The organism is Streptomyces sp. NPDC037401 (assembly GCF_055602345.1).
In genome coordinates, this window is the sequence record NZ_JBVJWO010000001.1 from 259472 (window position 1) to 277161 (window position 17690).

Annotated in this window: 14 protein-coding genes; 1 reads left to right on the top strand and 13 read right to left on the bottom strand. The window is 75.3% G+C overall.

Annotated features, from left to right (window positions below):
- Positions 1-4 precede the first annotated feature (4 nt).
- Together ACZ7H1_RS01150 and ACZ7H1_RS01155 are read right to left on the bottom strand one after the other, a co-directional pair.
- Entirely contained in the window at positions 5-952 is a 948-nt protein-coding gene (locus ACZ7H1_RS01150) for a hypothetical protein (protein ID WP_470782622.1), read from the bottom strand.
- The gene (locus tag ACZ7H1_RS01155; RefSeq protein WP_470782623.1) at positions 949-1842 is read right to left on the bottom strand and encodes a DNA/RNA non-specific endonuclease; all 894 of its coding nucleotides are present in this window, start codon (positions 1840-1842) and stop codon (positions 949-951) included. Before ACZ7H1_RS01155 ends, ACZ7H1_RS01150 begins: the two co-directional genes overlap by 4 nt.
- Before the next feature lie 191 nt (positions 1843-2033).
- Between ACZ7H1_RS01155 and ACZ7H1_RS01160 the strand changes: the two genes are divergently transcribed.
- The gene (locus ACZ7H1_RS01160) at positions 2034-2888 is read left to right on the top strand and encodes a caspase family protein (RefSeq protein WP_470782625.1); all 855 of its coding nucleotides are present in this window, start codon (positions 2034-2036) and stop codon (positions 2886-2888) included.
- Between the two features lie 275 nt (positions 2889-3163).
- On the opposite strand, the gene ACZ7H1_RS01165 is transcribed toward ACZ7H1_RS01160, so the two are convergent.
- From ACZ7H1_RS01165 to ACZ7H1_RS01215, 11 genes are read right to left on the bottom strand one after another with little or no spacing between them, the layout of a single operon-like run.
- Positions 3164-4774, bottom strand: coding sequence for a TRAFAC clade GTPase domain-containing protein (locus tag ACZ7H1_RS01165; RefSeq protein WP_470782626.1), 1611 nt, complete (start codon positions 4772-4774; stop codon positions 3164-3166).
- A 4-nt stretch (positions 4775-4778) separates the two neighbouring features.
- Positions 4779-7304: a GTPase-associated protein 1-related protein gene (locus ACZ7H1_RS01170; protein ID WP_470782628.1), complete on the bottom strand. Its 2526-nt coding sequence runs from the start codon at positions 7302-7304 to the stop codon at positions 4779-4781.
- A complete protein-coding gene (locus ACZ7H1_RS01175) occupies positions 7301-8503 on the bottom strand; it encodes a TRAFAC clade GTPase domain-containing protein (RefSeq protein WP_470782630.1) in 1203 nt (400 codons plus the stop codon). Before ACZ7H1_RS01175 ends, ACZ7H1_RS01170 begins: the two co-directional genes overlap by 4 nt.
- Before the next feature lies 1 nt (position 8504).
- Positions 8505-10433: an Hsp70 family protein gene (locus tag ACZ7H1_RS01180; protein ID WP_470782631.1), complete on the bottom strand. Its 1929-nt coding sequence runs from the start codon at positions 10431-10433 to the stop codon at positions 8505-8507.
- Complete coding sequence (locus tag ACZ7H1_RS01185) at positions 10430-12631, bottom strand: AAA family ATPase (RefSeq protein WP_470782633.1); 2202 nt, start codon at positions 12629-12631, stop codon at positions 10430-10432. The genes ACZ7H1_RS01180 and ACZ7H1_RS01185 overlap by 4 nt, the downstream gene beginning before the upstream one ends.
- The gene (locus ACZ7H1_RS01190; protein WP_470782634.1) at positions 12628-14013 is read right to left on the bottom strand and encodes a hypothetical protein; all 1386 of its coding nucleotides are present in this window, start codon (positions 14011-14013) and stop codon (positions 12628-12630) included. The genes ACZ7H1_RS01185 and ACZ7H1_RS01190 overlap by 4 nt, the downstream gene beginning before the upstream one ends.
- Complete coding sequence (locus tag ACZ7H1_RS01195; RefSeq protein ID WP_470782636.1) at positions 14010-14783, bottom strand: 4Fe-4S single cluster domain-containing protein; 774 nt, start codon at positions 14781-14783, stop codon at positions 14010-14012. Before ACZ7H1_RS01195 ends, ACZ7H1_RS01190 begins: the two co-directional genes overlap by 4 nt.
- Positions 14780-15829: a protein kinase domain-containing protein gene (locus ACZ7H1_RS01200; protein WP_470782637.1), complete on the bottom strand. Its 1050-nt coding sequence runs from the start codon at positions 15827-15829 to the stop codon at positions 14780-14782. The genes ACZ7H1_RS01195 and ACZ7H1_RS01200 overlap by 4 nt, the downstream gene beginning before the upstream one ends.
- Positions 15826-16710, bottom strand: coding sequence for a protein phosphatase 2C domain-containing protein (locus ACZ7H1_RS01205; RefSeq protein ID WP_470782639.1), 885 nt, complete (start codon positions 16708-16710; stop codon positions 15826-15828). The genes ACZ7H1_RS01200 and ACZ7H1_RS01205 overlap by 4 nt, the downstream gene beginning before the upstream one ends.
- Positions 16707-17492: a vWA domain-containing protein gene (locus ACZ7H1_RS01210; protein WP_470782641.1), complete on the bottom strand. Its 786-nt coding sequence runs from the start codon at positions 17490-17492 to the stop codon at positions 16707-16709. The genes ACZ7H1_RS01205 and ACZ7H1_RS01210 overlap by 4 nt, the downstream gene beginning before the upstream one ends.
- The gene (locus tag ACZ7H1_RS01215) at positions 17489-17686 is read right to left on the bottom strand and encodes a hypothetical protein (protein WP_470782643.1); all 198 of its coding nucleotides are present in this window, start codon (positions 17684-17686) and stop codon (positions 17489-17491) included. The genes ACZ7H1_RS01210 and ACZ7H1_RS01215 overlap by 4 nt, the downstream gene beginning before the upstream one ends.
- Positions 17687-17690 lie beyond the last annotated feature (4 nt).

Below are 17690 nucleotides of genomic sequence, written 5' to 3' on the forward strand. Positions count from 1 at the left end.
GGTTTCACTCGGTCTGTTCCACCGCAAGACGGTCGAAAAGGGACCGGATCGGGGTGCGTACGGGTACGGCGGAGAGGTATTCGCGGATGGCGTGGTGGGTCGCGCTGCTGTTCGTCACCAGGTGGTCCGTGACCAGGTGGACGGGGGCGAACTCCGGCCGCAGGGTGTGGTCGAGCGCCACCAGGTCCCGCAGGTCGGAGGCGTTGTGCCAGGCCGCTACCCCCTGCGGGACCGCCGGCGGGCGGGCCAGCTGGTCCCGCACCTCGGTGACCCCGAGCGGCGACCCGACGGTGACCAGGAGCTCGACCGGGCGGCGCAGCTCGTGCAGCACCTCGTACGCCACGATCGAGCCGAGACTGTGCCCGACCACGGCCAGCGGTCCGTCGCCGACGTCCGTAAGCTCCGCGCGGACCACCGCCCGCATGGCCTCGGCCGCGCCGCCGAAGAAGTACGCGTGGACGTCCTTGAAGGTGTGCTTCACCAGCAGCCGGAACAGCTCGCGACGGGCGAAGCGGGGGAGCGGCAGGAGCTCCGGACCGGCGGCGTCGCCGACACCGCCGTCGCCCGCCAGGGTGTCCCCGAGGTAGGTCATCCGGCGCAGCCAGGCGATCAGCTCCTCCTCCCGCTCCGCGTCCCGCTCGCCGCCCCCGCCCGGCGGGGTCTCGGCAGTGCTCTCCCGGCGCGCCTCGGCCACGGTCCGCGCCACGAACTCCTCCGGCGTCCCGGAGACGTCCGCGCCCGGCAGCTCCTCCAGCGGCGGCGCTCCGCCGTCCAGGGGGTCGGCCGCGGGGCCCGGCAGCGGGGAGTCGTACCGGACCGCCGCCCAGTACGCCATGCGCGAGGCCGGGCCCATGTCCGTACCGAACAGCGCCCGGTCCCACTGGGACTTCAGGAGCTCCTTGCGGACCTTGTTGCCGTTGCCGTGTACGTAGACGATCCGGGGCTCGGTCATGCCCTGGTGCCGATCTCCATGTCCTCGAACGACTCCAGGCGCCGCCAGCGCTGCTCCGGTGCGCGGAACACGGGCATGAGGTCGACGCCGGGCAGCGGCCCGAATTCCAGGCCGGTGAGCTCGGCGACGTCCACGACCGGCACCTGGTACGTGCGGAACGGGCCCAGCGGCGGGGCGTCCCCGGCCTTCGCCCCGGCCATCGCCCGGTCGTAGTCGCGGCTCAGGTCCGGGCTCTGGTCCAGCAGGTAGCCGGTCGAGGCCAGCGCGCCGTCCTGGAGGAAGGCGGCGACCTTCCAGTAGCGCAGGGGCACCTGGACGCCCCGGTACGGCGGGTCCGAGTCGTGCAGCACGGGCCCGGTGAGCACGGTCAGCTTGCGGTCGAACTGCGCCGCGTGGTCGAGGAGGTAGTTCTCCAGGCCCTGCCACAGCTCCTTGCCCTGGTTGAACACGTCGGCCTGCGGGGCCGCATTGGTGTAGTAGAAGGTGTCGGCATTGGCCTGCTCCGCCTCCGCCACGGCGCCCCACACCGGGTCCAGCCGGCGCACCAGGTGGCCGCGGTCCAGGCTGTTCCTCCGGTAGACGGCGTTCCCGGCCTGCTGGGCCTCGGGAACCCGCGGGTCGAACTGCCACGCGTCCTCGCGGGCCACGTCCAGCAGCCGCGACCCGTCGATGCACACGGCGGTGGAGGCGGCCAGCCGGCGGTCCGGCCGCAGCGCGACCGTGAAGTGGGTGTACGGCAGCAGCACCGTCTCCACCGAGGCGTCGGTGGGCAGCGGCATGGGGACGACGGTGCCGAGGAAGGCCTCGTCGTAGCCGGTCCGGCCCTCGAGATTGTTGCGGCGGGCCTCGGCGAGGGAGGAGGCCGAGGAGGCCACATCGGATGTGTTCATAGGATTGCATTACCGCGCATGACCGGCCCGTCACCGGTGCCGGCCGCCAAGCCACTCGATCAGCGGCCACCCTCGCGCGGCTCGCGGCAGGCCCGATCGGGGGTCCCTGCGCCCACGCGGATTCAGCGCGGTGCCGCCACGGAACCCATCTCGTGACCCCCGACACACCACCGTCCTAGAGGAGGCACCTCGTGCCCACCGGACTCTCCCTCCACATCGGACTCAACAAGGTCGACCCCCGCAAGTACGACGGCTGGGACGGGCGGCTCCTGGCCTGCGAGAACGACGCACGCGACATGGCCGCCATCGCCCGCGCGGCGGGCTTCTCCGACACCACGCTGATGACCGCCGACGGCACGGTGGAGAACGTGACCGCGGAGCTCAGGAAGGCCGCCGGAACGCTGAAGAGCGGAGACATCCTGCTGTTGACCTACTCCGGCCACGGCGGCCAGGTGCCCGACGCGCCCGGCCCCGACGTGGAGGAGGACGAGTTCGACGAGACCCTGGTCTTCTACGACCGCCAGTTCCTCGACGACGAGCTGTACCGCGAGTTCCGGCGGTTCGCCGAGGGCGTGCGGATCTTCGCGCTGCTGGACTGCTGCCACAGCGGCACCGGCATCGAGTCCGTACGGGACATCCTGAGCCCGGTGGCGATGGAGGCCCAGTTCCAGACGAGCGACCCCGAGCAGGTGGCGGCGGCCGTCCGGCTGATGCCGGTGCTGCGGCAGCAGCAGGTCTACGAGCGGGACCGCAGCTTCTACGAGGGGCTCCAGCAGCAGCTGAGGAGCGAGAACAACGGCGCCCCCGAGCCGGCGGCCGTCCTCATCTCGGCCTGCCAGGACAACCAGGTCGCCTCCGACGGGCCGGTCAACGGCGCATTCACCGAGGCGCTGCTCGGGGTCTGGGACAACGGCGCCTTCCGCGGCGGCTACCGCGCCTTCCACCGCAGGATCCAGGAGCGGCTGCCCGCGAACCAGAGCCCGAACCTCTACCTGGCGGGCGAGCCGGGTGCGGAGTTCCTGCGCCAGAAGCCGTTCACGGTCTGAGCGGCCCCTACGGCCCGGCAGCACGCCCGCCTCCCCGGAGAGCGTACGGGCGACGACGATACGGGCCTCCCCGGAACACACCTCGCGGTCCGGTGTGGCCAGTGTGACGTGCAGGGACTCCATGGGGCTGCTCCCCTCCGGTCCGGGACCGGGCAGCGAGGCGTGCCCGGCTGCCGGGAAGCGTCGCACCAGCGGTCGCGGTTCGCACGGAGCGTCACGCCCCGGCGCGTGCAGCGGGTCGTGCAGCGCGCCGGGTCAGGGCCACGCCGGCCCGGTCACCGGGCGCTTCCCTGCGGAGCGGACCGGCTCCCGGCCGCCGGCCCCCGGCCGTCCCGGCGGCCGAGGCACCAGTCGGTGAACGCCACGATGCTCGGATCGACACCCGCCGATCCCGCCGGTCCTTGCGACCCCGCCGCTCCTTCCGTACCCGTCCCGCCGTCCGGTGCCGCCGTGCCGACCGCGGCGGTGAAGAAGTACCGCACCTCGGCGAACTCGTTCGTCATCGCGGCGACCAGATTGGTGAGCCCCAGCTCCTCGCACAGCCACGCACGGGCCCAGTCGCTGTCGTCCCGGCGCCCGGGGACCAGGCCGTGCGCGTCGAGCACGTCGGTCTTGCTGATCGCGACGGCCAGCCGGCACCGAGCCGGGCGTGCTCCCAGGGTCGCCACCGCCTGCACGGACGGGGCGAAGACGTGCTCGGGGTGCACGGGGGAGGCCAGGCTGCGGTCCGCCGCCGTCCAGAAGCCGGGCACGGCCAGCGGGTCCAGGACGAACACGAACGTCCGGGCGTCGCGTACGTACCGCAGCGGGTCGGTGTCCTCGCGGCTCACGAACCGCTCCCCGGCCGCGTCGAAGACGTGGACCAGCCGCCGGGCGGGGCCCCGGCCCAGGACGAAGGAGTGCGCGCGCTGCAGCTCGCGCCGGGTGCTGCGCGGGTGCCCGCCCATCGAGAGCACCTCCCGGGCGACCTCGTGCCGGGCCCGGGACTCGCCGTCGGCGAGCCGGAACGCCGGGCCGCCCCGCGCGGCCGCGTCCTCCAGTGCGGTCATCATCGCGGCCATGAGCTGGGTCTTGCCCGCGGCCCGGCCCCCGATCAGCGGCAGCACCACTTCGCGCGCGTGCCCCGCGTCCAGGTTCATCGGCCGTCCGCAGGCCGCATGGGCGCAGTAGGGCTGCAGGCGGCGGCCGCGGCGCATCAGGACCAGCAGGGTGGGCATGCGCTCGCCGCACTGGCAGCGGTGCCGCACCAGCCCGTAGCGCCCCGGCCGGATGTCGGTGTGCAGCCGGTGGCAGGACGGCCGCGGGCAGGCGTACGAGGGACGGGGGACGCGCTCGGAGCAGTGCGGGCACAGCATGCCGCCGCGCAGCCGCCGCACCCACAGCAGGGAGCGGTCCACCGCCCGCAGGGCTCCCGCGGCCAGCACGGCCGCGGCCGCCACCAGCAGGACGACCAGGGCGTGCACGAGGAGCACGGCTCCGAGCAGCGGCAGCGCCAGCAGCCCGCCCAGCAGGTGCCCCAGGCAGATCGACAGGCCGCGCAGCAGCGGGAGCAGACCGCCCGCTTCCTCGATGTTCTCGCGGTGCGCGGTGCGGACGTGCTCGTCCACGGTGGTCCGCAGCATCCGCCACCCGAGCAGGACCAGCTGCCGGACGTCGCGCAGGGCCTGACCGAAGAAGTAGTTGCGGTGAGCGGGGACCGGCTCGTCCTGCGGCCGGTACGGCGGGATCACCTCGTACTCCGCGCTGCGCCGGAACAGCACGCCGACGGTCAGCCGCCCGTACCGGCCGGTCAGTCCGGCGGTCTCGCCCAGGGCGACGACGAGGGCGATCAAGGCGGCGATGAAGGCGAAGACCCCGAGGACGATCGTGAACAGGCCCTCCAGCACGGTGCTACTCCTTCCTCTTCCGGTCCCGCCCGGCGGGCGGCCCGTCCGGGGGCCGCCGCCGCAGCGCCTGGCGCAGCAGCTTCTTCGGCGCGCTGACCCGGCGCTCCGCGCGCCGGGCCAACTCCGCGGCGAACGGCGCGTCGTGGGGCCGGATCAGCTCGGCGAGCCGTTCCGTGTCCTCGACGCGCCAGGCGTCCGCGGCCTTCAGCAGGATCTGGGTGATCAGCGTGCGGTGGGCCTCGGGCAGCCGCCGTTCGTCCACCAAGCCGGTGCCTGCCACGTGGCGCAGGAGTACGGGGCCCGTGGGCCCGCGCCGGGAGGCCGCGGCCAGCACGGCGCGCAGGTACTCCTCCCGCGTGCGGTCGTCCAGGCCGTGCACCATCGCGGGCACCGACCGGACCTCGGCGGTCAGCCGGAGCATGGCGGGGACCAGCCGGAACTGCTTCAGCGCGCGGGTCGCGGCCCAGCGGGCCAGCGAAGCCGGTGCGAACTCCTTGGCCAGGGCGGTGGCTTCGGTGGCGGAGGACAGGCGGTCTTCGAGGTGGAGCGTGGTGGTGATGTAGTCGAGGGTGCGGGCGGCCGGCCAGAGCGGGCCCCGGTGCCGGGCGAGCTCGGCGCACAGCCGCAGGCAGTCGTCGAGTGCGGCCTCGTCGGCGATGTCCTGGCGGACGCAGCGGTCGAACCGGTCGGCAACCGCCGCGGCAGCTGCCCTCGTTGTGGCGGCATCGGCATCGGCACCGCTACCGGCTCCCGATTCCGCTTCCGTGCCGTCGGGGAGGGTGCGGGCGAGGACGAGGGCCTCGTCGTACGTCCACGGGCGCCGCCGCGGCCACAGGTCGTGCAGCAGCTCGCCGTCCGGGAGCCGCTGCCCGCGGCGGGCGAGGATGCGCCGCAGCAGTTCCACGGTCCGTTCCGGCTCCCGGTGCGCCGCGGCCGTCCAGTACTGCTCGAGCAGGTCGGGCCGGTCGGGCAGGCCGGTCAGATCCTCTTCCTCCAGGAGGGCCGCGGGAAACCGGGAGAAGGCCTCCTCGCGGGCGAGGCGGGCGACCGGCAGCGCGGCGACCTCTGCCAGCAGGGCGCGCCGGAACCACGGCCACCCGTCGAGCAGTTCGGCCACCGAACGCTCGAACTCCGGGGTCCGGGAGGGGAGGGCGGCCGAGGCCAGCAGGTCTGCGGCCAGCTCCCGGCAGGCCCGCTCGGTCAATGCCGGGTCCGGTTCCAGGCCCGCGCCGCGGGCCCACAGCAGCAGCCGAAGCCGGGGCCGGATGTCGGAGGCCTCCTCCAGCGTGCGCAGCCAGAGCGCGGCAGCCCGCTCCCGCTGCGTGCGGTCGGCGATCCGTACCGGGCCGGCCGCTTCGGGCAGGCCGGCGACGTACGCCCGCATCCGGGACTCGTGCAGCCTGCCCTCCAGCTCGCCGTGCAGGGCGAGGTCGCCCCCGGCCCGCGCGGCTTCGCTGAGTGCGGACAACTGCCCTTCGTCCAGAGCCCGGTGGCGCAGGTAGAGGTCGCGCGCGACCGCGGCGCGCCTGCTCCCCAGGTGCGCGGCGCCCCCCAGCCAGCCGATCACGGCGGCGACGTCCTGCGGTCCGAGCCCGATCCCGCCGCCCGCGGCGGCCGCCGCCACCGGTGCGTGCCAGTCGCCGGTGTGGCGTTCGGATCCCCGGGCGTACTCCCGGGTCCACGACCACACCGACCCGACCGATCCGACCCCGATCCGGTCCAGCAGCCGTACCAGGCTGTGCACAGGCAGGTCGGCCGGGAAGCTCCCCGCGGCGAAGTCGAAGACGTGGTACGCGTCCCGGTCGTCGGGGCCGAACGCGAGCGGTGCCTCCGGGACCGACCCGATGAGGTGCAGGCGGCTGCGCGAGGGCCGGAAGAGGTACGTGGCGAACGACAGCCGCCGGGCCAGCGGCGGCGGCAGCAGCCTGCTGACGGCCGCGAACCAGTGTGCGATGCGGTCCGTGGTGCGGTCCACGACGATGACCGGCCGCCCCTCGTCGAGCGCCGCGAACACGGCCGCGAGCAGGTTCGGCAGCTGCTCCGCGTGCGGATGCCCGCGCAGGAAGTCCCGGACCGCGCCGGTCGTCAGCGGTCCGCGGGGCGGCGGCCCGGGAAGGTCGGGAAGCCGGGTGTCCGCGGCGACCGAGGCGGTCCACACCGGCGAGTCCCACAGGTCGATGCCGAGCAGCCCGCCGGCCGCGGCGGCGAAGTCATTGCCGTGCAGGGCGTGGGCGAAGTAGTTCCCGAACCGGCGGGCCGAGTCCCGGCCCACGTACCGGACGCAGAGGACCGTGCCGCCCCTGCCGTCCGGACCGGCGGGCAGGAAGCAGAGGTTGACGGGACAGCGGGCCAGCTGATCGGGGGTGTCCGACTCCACGAGCGAGCGCGGCGGGTCGTATCCGGCGAGCGCCTCGACGCTGTGCATGGTCTCCGTGGATACCCCGGCGCCCACCGCGTTGAACTGGAAGCCCGAGAATCCGCTGAGGCCCCGCTCGCACGAGGTGTAGTACAGCTGCTGAAAGCCCGTCACCTGTCCCGCCTCCGTCCCGTGCGGGGGATCGAGCCGCTCTCGGACAGCAGCCACAGCAGCGGGTCCGCGACGCGGTACGGCTGGATGCCGGTGGGGGCCACCCGGGCGTCGGGGGTCGGGCCGTGGCCGAGCGCGGACACCCCGAAGTACCGGTACCGGGCGAAGGTGTTCTCCAGGATCCCGTCGATGGCGACCCCGTCCCAGTCCTTCAGGAGGTGGCGTACCTCCTCGTGGACGTCCAGGCTGTCCTGCACGTCGAAGCGGCCGCTGCGACGCGGGTGGGCGCGCAGCGGGCTGCCCTGGTCGAGCAGGTGCCAGAAGGCGTCCATCTTGGAGAACACCACTGCCACCGGCGTGTCCACCCGCCCGGAGCCCCCGGCCCGGCCGCCCGGCCGGGGCGCGAGGAGCATGTTCGCCACCCGGCCCAGGATGTTGACCGGGCTGTCGACCCCTTCGGTGCCCGGCAGGGCGGTGCCGGCGGCGGCCCACTGGCGGGCGCCCGGCATCTGGAGGGGGTCCAGCAGCAGGATGATGCCGTCGGCGTTGGCGAGGTAGCGGGTGCTGATCTCGACGTTCTCACGGGAGTTGAAGTCCTCGCCCGCGGTGTCGAAGAACGAGAGCACGGTGGTCTGCGGCCGGTCCCCGAACAGCCTGCGGTGGCGGACCCCGAAGCGGAAGACGAGCGGATCGACGCGGTTGTCGTTCGCGACGGCGGTGCGCGTGCCGAGGAACATCCGGCCGTCCTGGTACAGGTGGTCCTGGTACTCGGAGACGAAGCGCTGCCTGGTCAGGTCGTCGGCCGCGAGCATCGAGGCGTGGAACTCGGCGCCCACCCGGTTCATCATCTCGTGCAGCAGGACGGTCATGTACACGGTCTTGCCGGAGGCCTTGGCCCCGACCATGGCGATCATCCGGCTGCCCAGCATGCCGAACTGCACGGGCAGTGTCATATGGCACACCGGACAGATCCGGTACGTGGTCTCGCCGTCGCAGTCGGGGCAGAGCGCCGTGCTCTTGCGGCCGTCGGAGGCGAAGTCCGGCCCTACGTCGGCCCGCTGGCCCATCCGGTCCACGAGCACGGGGTCGCGCCGGCGCTCGCACCGCTTCTGGGTCCGGCTCATCCGGCTGTTGCAGCGGAAGCGTATCTCCCGCACGTTCAGGGTCTCGTAGCAGTAGGGGCAGGTCAGGCGCTTGATCACGTCAGCTCACCCGCAGCCGGTGGAGGGAGACGGGGCGGAGCTCCACCTCGTCGTGGGAGTCGGGGTCGGCCGGGAAGCACACCAGCCAGGAGGTCTCGCGCACGGACGGCACGGGGAAGCGGACGGCGAGCGGGAGGCCCGCGGCCAGGGGCTGGGCCGGCACCTCGTGCAGGACCGTTCCCTCGGCGGTGCTGGCGGGGCGGTAGCCGCCCGTGCCGTGCACGATCCGCAGCGCGGGCAGGGCGCACCCGGTCGCGCAGCGGAAGGTGACCGTGGCGGTCCTGCCGCCGCCCAGCCGGCGGCGCACGGTCGGCTCGTACGTCACCACGGGCGGCGCCGCGGGGACCAGCAGTGCCGCGGACCCCTCGCAGTCGACGGCCGAACCGGCGACCAGGGCCTCGACGGTGAGGGTCACCGCGGCCCGGCCGACGTACAGGTCGAGACCGCCGTCGTGCTCGTAGACGCGGCGCCGTACGTGGATGTCGCCGGTCGCCGCCGGTACGGCCGGCGCGGTGCCCGCGCCCGCGGCGGAGCCGGCGTCCGCGGGGCGCTCGACGCGCCAGCGCACGCGCGCGGTGCGTGCGGCAGCGGGCCAGGCCCACAGCACGAGCAGGTGCTCGCCCCGCCGGACCGCCTGCAGCTGCGCCACGGGTACGGCGGCGAGGGGGCCCTGTGCGGGTGCCTCCGTCCCGGCGGCGGCCCCGGGAACCGGGTCCGGGGCGGGGCCGGCGGCGGGCCCAGGGCCGGTGGATGCGGCCGGACCGTGGTCCGGGCCGCCCGGCTCGCCGGCGGGCTCCTGCCCGGCTGCGCTGCCGGAACCCGCGCCGGCGGCCGCGGCTGCCGGCTCTGATGGCGGCTCCGGTACGGGCTGAGGTGCCGGCTCCGTACGCCCGGCGGATCGGGCGGCAGTCGCCGGCTCCGGATCGACGGCGGGGGAGCCCACCGGGTCCGGGGCGCCGACCGCCCACGCACGTGGCTCGGGGTCCTCCGGCGCACCGCCCGCCGCAGCGCCGTGCGCCGGGCCCCGCCCCGCCTCCTCGTCCGGCTGTCCGGTCATGATCCGCAGCGGGCCGAAGCCCGCCATCACGATCAGCCCCTGCACCACAGCCAGTTCGGGCCCCTCGCATCGCACGGGCAGCCGCAGCCGCTGCTCGAGCCGCTCCGCAGCGCCCGGGGTGGCCGACAGCCCCCCGGCCAGCAGGACGGCATCCGGAGTGCGGCCCGACTCCGCGAGGAAGGCGTCCACCGCGGCCTCGGCACGTGCCCGCAGCGGAGCCACCAGCAGGCCCAGACCGGCCCGGTCCAGGGTGACTTCCCGCTCCCGCCCCCCAGCGGCGACCGTCACGGCGGCGCTCTCCCGCCCCGAGAGCAGCAGCCGCAGCCGCTCCGCATCGGCGATCCCCATGCCCGCCCCGTCCGGACTGCCGCCGGGCAGGCGGTCGTTGAGCCCGGCGGCCACCGCCGCGTCCCAGTCCTCGCCGCCGAGCCGGAGCGTACGCGTGCCGAGGATCCACACCGTGCGGTCCGGCGTGACCGCCAGCAGGGTGAGGTCGAGCCGTGTGGCGCCCTGGTCGAGGACGAGCATCGTACGGTCGGCGCCCTCGGCCACGGCGCTGTACGCGAGGGCCGCCGCCACCGGCTCGGGTACCCCGTGCGCCACGGTCAGCCCCGCGTCCATCGCGGCCCCCGGCCGGGTCAGGTCCTGTTCCCCGGTGGGCGGCAGGCCGAGCGCCACCTGTGCCGCGGCTCCGACCGCATCCGCATCCGCATCCGCGCCGCCGTCCGGGGCCAGCGCCAGCAGCTGCGCGAGGGCGGCGGCCGGGTCGTCGGGGTCGGAGAGCCGGGCGGTGGCGACGGCGGGCCGCCCGCCGGGTCCGGGCCGCGCGATCCGCCCGTACCGGTGGCCGATGTCGATGGCGAGCACGCTCATGCCGGGGCGCTCCCTTCGGCGGCGACCCGCGGATCGCCGTCCGCGTCGAAGCCGACCGTGATCCGGCTGCCGGCGAGCGGCCGGTGCGTGATGAAGTGCCGCACCACGGCGGCCCTGACCACCTCCAGTTCGTTGCGGATCTGCCGGCCGCCGTAGGCCTGGCGCTCGGGGTCTGCCATCCGCTCCGCGATCCAGCGGTGCACGCCGGGGGCGTCGTACCGGAGTTCCACCTGATGGCGTTCGCGCACGGAGTCGCAGAGCTGGGCGAGCAGCCGGTCGGCGATCCTGACGATGTGCTCCCGGCGGAGCATGTCGAACACCACCACGCCCGGCTTCAGCCGCCCGTAGATCTCCGGCCGGCCGATGTCCCGGAACTTGTCCTCCACCGCACGGGTGAAGTGCTTTTCCAGTGAGGTGTAGGAGAGTTGGTCGCCCCGCTCGGCCAGCAGGTCCTGCACGGCGTCGGCGCCGGTGTTGGAGGTGAAGATGATCAGGCACTGGGAGAAGTGCGCGGTCTGCCCGCGGCCGTCTGTCAGCCTCCCGTCCTCCAGGATCTGGAGGAACTTGTCCAGCACCTTCGGATGGGCCTTCTCGATCTCGTCGAAGAGCAGCACGCTGAACGGCCGTTCCTGCACGCGCCGGGTCAGCTCGCCGCCCGCCTCGTACCCGACGTAGCCGGGCGGTGCACCCGCCAGCCGCTCGGCGGCGTGCTCCTGCTGGTACTCGCTCATGTCGAAGCGGGCGTACGCGCTCTGGTCCCCGAACATCAACTCGGCCACGGCCTTGGCCAGTTCGGTCTTGCCCACGCCCGTGGGGCCGACGAAGAAGAACGCACCGCGCGGGCGCGCCGTGCCCGAGTCGCCGAAGTCCACGCCCACGAACGCCGCCTGGAGCGCGGCCGTCACCGCGTCCACGGCGGCGTGCTGCCCGATCACCCGGGCGCCGAGCACCTCGGCGGCCCGGCCCACGGTCTCCCGGTCGAGCTGGGTCCACGGGTCGATGCTGACGTTCAGCCGGTGCTGCTCCATCAGCTTGTCGGGCTTGCGCACCGAGGCCCTGCGCAGCCGGGAGGTCCGGGCGAGTGCGTCGATCTCCCAGCCGGCCATCCCGTCCGTGGCCCCGACCACCGCCTCCAGTTCGGCGCGCGAGGCGTCCTGCTGCCCGCGGAAGTCCTTGCGGAGCCAGGACACCCACAGCCGCCGCTCGCTCGGACCGGGCGGACCGATGTGCAGGGCGGCGATCCGCGGATCCTCGCGGTGGAACCAGCCGGGCAGCCGCCCGACGTCCCCCACCGCGCACAGCACGGCGTTGCGGGCCCGCGGGTCGGCGTCCGCGTCCGGCCCGGGGTACGGCACGACGGCGTCGGTCATCGCGGCGCGCAGCCGCATGTAGTCGAGGTGCGACTCGGGCCGGCCCGGAGCCAGGTGGTGGTCCACGTCCTGGAAGACGAACGCGGTCGCGGCGTCGGGCCGGGACACCAGGCGGCGGACGGTGGCCACCACGTCCTCGAAGGAGGAGGCGCGGCGGCCCCGGGCGGGCTCGAAGAGCCGGTTCTGCGCCTGGCGCCGCTCCTCGCCGCGCCGGGTCGGCGCCGTCGCGTCGCCCTGCTCGGCGGGCCCCTTGGCCGGTCCGCCGGCTCCCCGCGCGTCGGGGATCCCGGGCGGGGCGGTCCCGTTCTGGGCGGTCCCGTGCGGGGCGGGCCCGTCGCCGGGGCCCCTGTGCCACGGCCGGTCGCGCTGCGCGGGCAGCCGGCCCACCAGCTCGTCGTACCGCTCGGCGTGCCCCTGGAGCGGGAAGGTCAGCCCGTCGACGGGGTCCCACCAGCCGACCACGTCGGCGCCACGCAGGTGGAGCACCCCGCACACCAGGTCGCGGAACGACGCCGGGCGGCCCTCCAGCCACCAGCGGTCGCGGATCTGGCCGTCCAGGATCACCTGGCGGCCCCGGCGCAGCTCCCAGCCCAGGGAGACCGCCCACAGCGGCATCCGGTCGTCGGCGGGAACGGCCGGTGCCGGTTCGAGACCGCCGGCCGGCGCTGCGGACGGCTGCCCGGACACGTTCGCAGACGTCTCCGCAGACGTCTCCGCAGACGTCTCCGCCGACGCCGCCGTGGACTGCGCCGCGGACCGTGCTCCCGAGGAGGCGCCGGAGGGTCCCTCCGACGGGTCCGCGGACTTCTCCCAGCGGATCGTGCTCACAGCGTCCTCCTCATGGCCTGGTCCGGCGGCGGAGTGGCCTCCGCGCCCCGCGGCGGCTTGCCGTCCCAGCTCAGCTCACCGGGCACGAACCCCTCGTCGTTCAGCGCCGCGTGCACCCGGTCGAGCAGTTCCTCGGGCGTGCACACCGCGCCCCCGGCCCCGGCCCGCAGCGACATGTCGGCCTCCCCCGCCACGTGGTACGTCAGCAGCGCCTGCCCGTCCTCGCCGGCGCTGACCACCGCCTCGTAGACGGCCCCGCTCGCCCGCTCGAAGGACAGCACGAGCCGTCCTTCCTGCTCCTCCCCGCCCGTGAACGACAGCCCGGCATCCGTCATCGAGTCCTTGAGGGCCTGCGCGAGCTCGCCGCGGCGCGTGTACGCCAGCTGCAGTTCGTCGAGGCGCTCCTCGGCGGCGGGCAGCAGCACCTCCAGCTCGGCGACCGCGGCCAGCGCCCGGTCCGGCTGCTGCATGGCCAGCGCGTCGGTGACGGCGCCGACGGCCGCCTCCATCCGGCCGGCCAGCTCCGGATCGCCCAGCTCCACGGCATCACGGGCGCCGTCGCGGGCCGCCTGCGAGACCACACCGAACCGGTCGGCCGCCTCCGACAGCGCCTCCCACAGTGCTTCGGCCCGCTCCCGCTCCGCGTCCTCCCGGCGGCGCCGCTCCTCCTCGCGCCGAGCCCGGACCGCCGCGGTGCGGGCGACCTCGGCCTCGTGCCGGCCGAGCTCGTGCTCGACCGTGCCGAGCAGCGCCTCGAACCGCACCTCCTGGCCGGGGGCCACGGCGGCGCGCAGCCGGTCCAGCAGCCCGCCCACGGCGTCCCGGCCCGCCGCGTCGTCGCCGGTGTCCGTCAAACCCGCTTCCATGAAGCGCAGTTCGAGGGAGTGCAGCAGCTCCGACCGCTCGGCGGGCCCGGTGCGGCCCGGGTGGTCCGAGGGCTGCGGGCGCAGCAGGACGACCCGGCCGCGCAGCTCCTCGATGGCCGCCCCGAGCGGTTCGGCTCCGCCGGCCCGTGCCCGTAGCGCCGTCAACTCGCCCTCGATCTGGGCGAGACCGGTGTCCGCGACCCCCTCGGCGCGCAGCTGCGCGATGAGCGCGGCGACCTCGTCGATGCGGCGGACCTCGGCCCTGCCGTGCTCCTCGCGGGTGCGGGCGACGCGGGCGGCCCGTTCGGCGCGGATCCGCTCCTCCTGCTCGGCCCGCAGCTGCTGCCGGCGGAGCTCGGACTGCCGGGACCGTTCGGCGGCCAGGGCCGCCCGCTGCTCGCAGCGGCCCTGCTCGCGGTTCCGGCGGGCGAGGGCCAGCCCGCCGATCACCGCCGCCCCCAGCAGGATCAGCGTCGGATCGAAGGCGACCGCGGTGTACATGACCGAACCGCTCATGACTCCCCCCGTACGTTCGTGGTGTGCGGATCCCGGGTGGCCTCCGCCCCGTGCGCCTTGCGGGTGCGCTGCGGGCCCGGCACACCGGGCGCACCTGACACGCCCGGTGCCCTCGCCGGGCCCGCCGTGTCCGCCGTGCCCGCCGGGTGCAGGGCGAAGCCACGGGCCGTGAGCTGCTCCTCCAGCCGGTCCCGGAATCCCGGCACCGGCGGTACGCCCGCCCAGGACAGGGTCCCGTCGTCGCCCAGGGAGACTTCCAGCCCCGCGCTCGTGTCGGCCTCGGCGGGCACGTGCCCGTACCGTCCGCCGAGGGCCAGCAGCCGCTGGTTGGCCGAGCCGCGCCAGCGCAGCGCCGCATGCTGCCCGGCGACGTACGGCCCGTCCACGAGCAGGTCGAGCCGGTCCAGCAGGGCCTGCTGCCCCGGTGAGCCCCGGCGCAGCGCCTCGTACCGGAAGCCCGAGTACGCCATGGCCGTGAAGCCGGGCTGCCGCTCCCGTACGGCGTCCAGCAGCGCGGCGAGCGCCTCCGGCTGGCTGAAGGGCTCGCCACCCGACAGGGTGACCCCCTCCGGCTCGGTCAACGTGCCAAGCCAGTCGGCCAGTTCGGCGACCGGCCGGGCGGTTCCGCCCTCGAAGGGCAGGGTCTCGGCGGCGACGCAGCCGCGGCAGCGCAGCGGACAGCCCTGCACCCACACCACCGCACGGATCCCGGGCCCGAGCACCGTGCACCGGTCCAGCGTGCGGGCCACGGACAGCACCGGCCCGGTCATGTCACCGCCTCCTCGGCCGCGTCGGGATAGCAGTCCGCGCCGCGCGCGGCCTGGTCGCACCAGGGGCACCAGGGCCGTTCCACCGTGTGCACGTGCTGCGGCCGTACCGCGCACACGGTGAGCCGTCCGGGAGCGCGGGCCTCGGCCAGGGCGCGGGCCCACACCCCGGCGGTGGGGCGCTCGCCGCCGAACGCCGCCCGCAGCAGTGCGGTGATGCTGCGGGGCAGGGCGTCGGCCGGTGGCGCGGACCGGGGGAGCGTGACCGAGGTCCGGTCGGTGATCCGGCAGCGTCCGTGGAGCAGGTTGTCGTCGAGGGAGCGGAAGTCGCCGCCGTCCGCGGGATGTCCGGCGAACGGATGCAGCCCGCACAGCAGCACCTGGTGGACCAGGACGGCGAGCACGAAGGCGTCGGAGGACCGGTCCGGCGGGGGCGGCTGCTCCCCGAGCCGCTCGGGCGCCGTGTAGCCGGGGGTGTGCATCCGTCCCGGGAACACCTCCGCGCCGTCCGTGAACTGCCAGGAGTCCACGTCCGCCATGCCGACCCGGCCCTGCCCGTCCACCCACAGGTTGTCGGGCTTGAGATCGCCCACGACGTACCCCTCGGCGTGCAGTTCGGCGAGCAGCCGGGCCAGCGACCCGGCGGCGGCGAGCGCCGTGGCCCAGGTCGCGGCGGGCATCCGGGCCCGGCGTGCCGCGGGCGACAGCAGGTGGGAGAGCGGTCGGAAGGAGGGCCGCATGTCGGGCATGACGTAGCCGTCGACCCGCGGGCGGGCCGGCGTCGTGGTGTGCACCGCCGCCAGCGGCCAGGCCAGCCGCTGCGGGCTGCCCGCGAGCAGCCGTACGGTACGGGGCTCCCGGCGCTGGCGCACCAGCCGGGCGAGCCTGCGCCGGTAGGCCGTCGGGTCGGGCGGGTCCGGCACCAGCTTCGCGACCAGGGCGCGCGGGTCGTCGACCGCGTACACCAGGCCTTCGGAGCCGCTGCCGATCCGTTCGGTGAGCCGGTACTCGCGCCCGGTTGCGGACACCACCCTCAGCCCCCTGGTCACGCGTCCTCCCGCAGCGCGCACAGGACCGTGAGGTCGTCGCCGGTGCGTGCGGCCGCCGGGCCGCACAGCAGGTCCCGCAGCGGCGCGGCGTCGCCGCCGTTGGCGCGGAGCGTGTCGGCCAGGCCGCGGAAGAACCGCGGCGAGGCCAACGGGCCGACGGCGTCGGGGAGTCCGTGCACGCCCGGGTGGTCGAGGGCCACGGAGGCGCAGCCGTCGGTGGCGAGTACGACCCCGCTCAGATCCGGGTCCCAGAGGGTGAAGGTGCGGGCGCGCAGCCGGGCGCCGGGCGAGGACAGGAAGGGCTGCGGCGGGCTGCCGGGCAGCGGGGGCGGCAGGACGAGGTGGCAGCGCTCGGGCGGGCCCGCCCCGCCGGGGTCGCGGGTGAGGGCGACGCCGAAGCAGTCGCCGACGGAGAGGAACGCCACCCAGGGCGGCCGGACCACGGCCGCGGCGAGCGCGGCGGCCAGCGCGCCCACGTCCTCCGCGCCCGCTGCGTCACGGCCCCGCGCACTGCCGGGGAGGCCCGGCTGTCGGTCCGTCAACCGACGCTGACAGGAGGAGAATTCACGTTCCGCTTCCGTAGCCAGGACCGCGCGGGCCGCGCGTACGTACCCGTCGACCACCGCCGCCCCGCGCTCGGCCGTCCACTGCGTCCACGTCTCTGCGTCCGCCGCCGCGTCCGGCGGGTCCTCGGCGAGCAGCCGGCACGCCGTGTCGACGGCGATGTGCGCGCCCAGTGCGCTGCGGGCCCGGCTGCCGACCCCGTCCGCGACGGCCAGGACCACCGCCTCGCCGAGGTCCACCGCCCTGAACGCGTCCTGGCAGCCCTGCCCGGCGGCCAGGTGGCCCGCGCCCTGCACCACCGCGCCCGCGACGATCACAGGACTTCCTCTTCCAGGTCGCGCATCCGGCGGCGCCGTTCCGCCAGGTCGGCGGTGTTCCGGTGGATCTCCGCGGCGTCCTGCTCGGCGCCGACCCGGTCCGAGCTCTGGAACAGCAGGTCCAGGATCTCCCCGAAGTCGAGGGTGTCCAGCATCAGCGCCGCGTCGGGTGCCAGGACCCGCAGCAGCGGCAGGTCGGCCCCGCTCACCCCGATCGCCTGGAACACGCAGGCGCCGCCCTCCTCGGCCCGCCGCAGCCGCCGGGCCGTTCCGGCGAGGGCCGCGGCGTCCTGCGCCTGCCCGTCCGCGTCGGTCGGCGCGCCGTCCGTCAGCACCCACAGGAACGGCCTGCGCACCTGCACCCGCCGCTGCTGGAGGGCCCGGTAGCGGGCCGCGGCCAGGTCGAGCGCCGCGTCCACGGCCGCCGTCATCCGGGTCAGCCCGGACGCCCCGAGCCGGGGCGGACGTACCTCGTCGACGGGTACGAACAGCCGCTCCGCGGCGTCGGCCGGCAGTCCGGCGGCCGGCACCGGTACCAGCTCCTGCCGCACCGGGTCGTAGACCCGTACGTCCGAGTCGAAGGTGATCAGACAGACCTCCACCCGCGACTGGAGCCGCGGTTCGGCGCGCACGCCCTCGAACCAGCGGGCGAGCGCGGTGCTGAGCTCGTCGATCCGGGGTGCTTCCGCCGGCCGGCCCATCGACGCCGAGGTGTCGAGGAGGAGGACCACGGGCTGCCGCTCCTCCCAGCCCTCCGACAGTCCCATCGTGCTTCCGCTCATGCCCCACCCGCCTCCGTGCCGTGTGCCACCAGAACCTGCCGCGCGGGGTCCCAGCCCACCCTGATCCCGGCGCCCGGGACCAGCCCGGGGGAGTGTGCCGGCATCCGCAGCAGCACCCCCTCGACGAGGACGTAGGCGTCCGGGTCCGGCCAGGTCACCAGTCGTCCGAGCGCGCCGTCCGCCCACCGTGCCATCCCC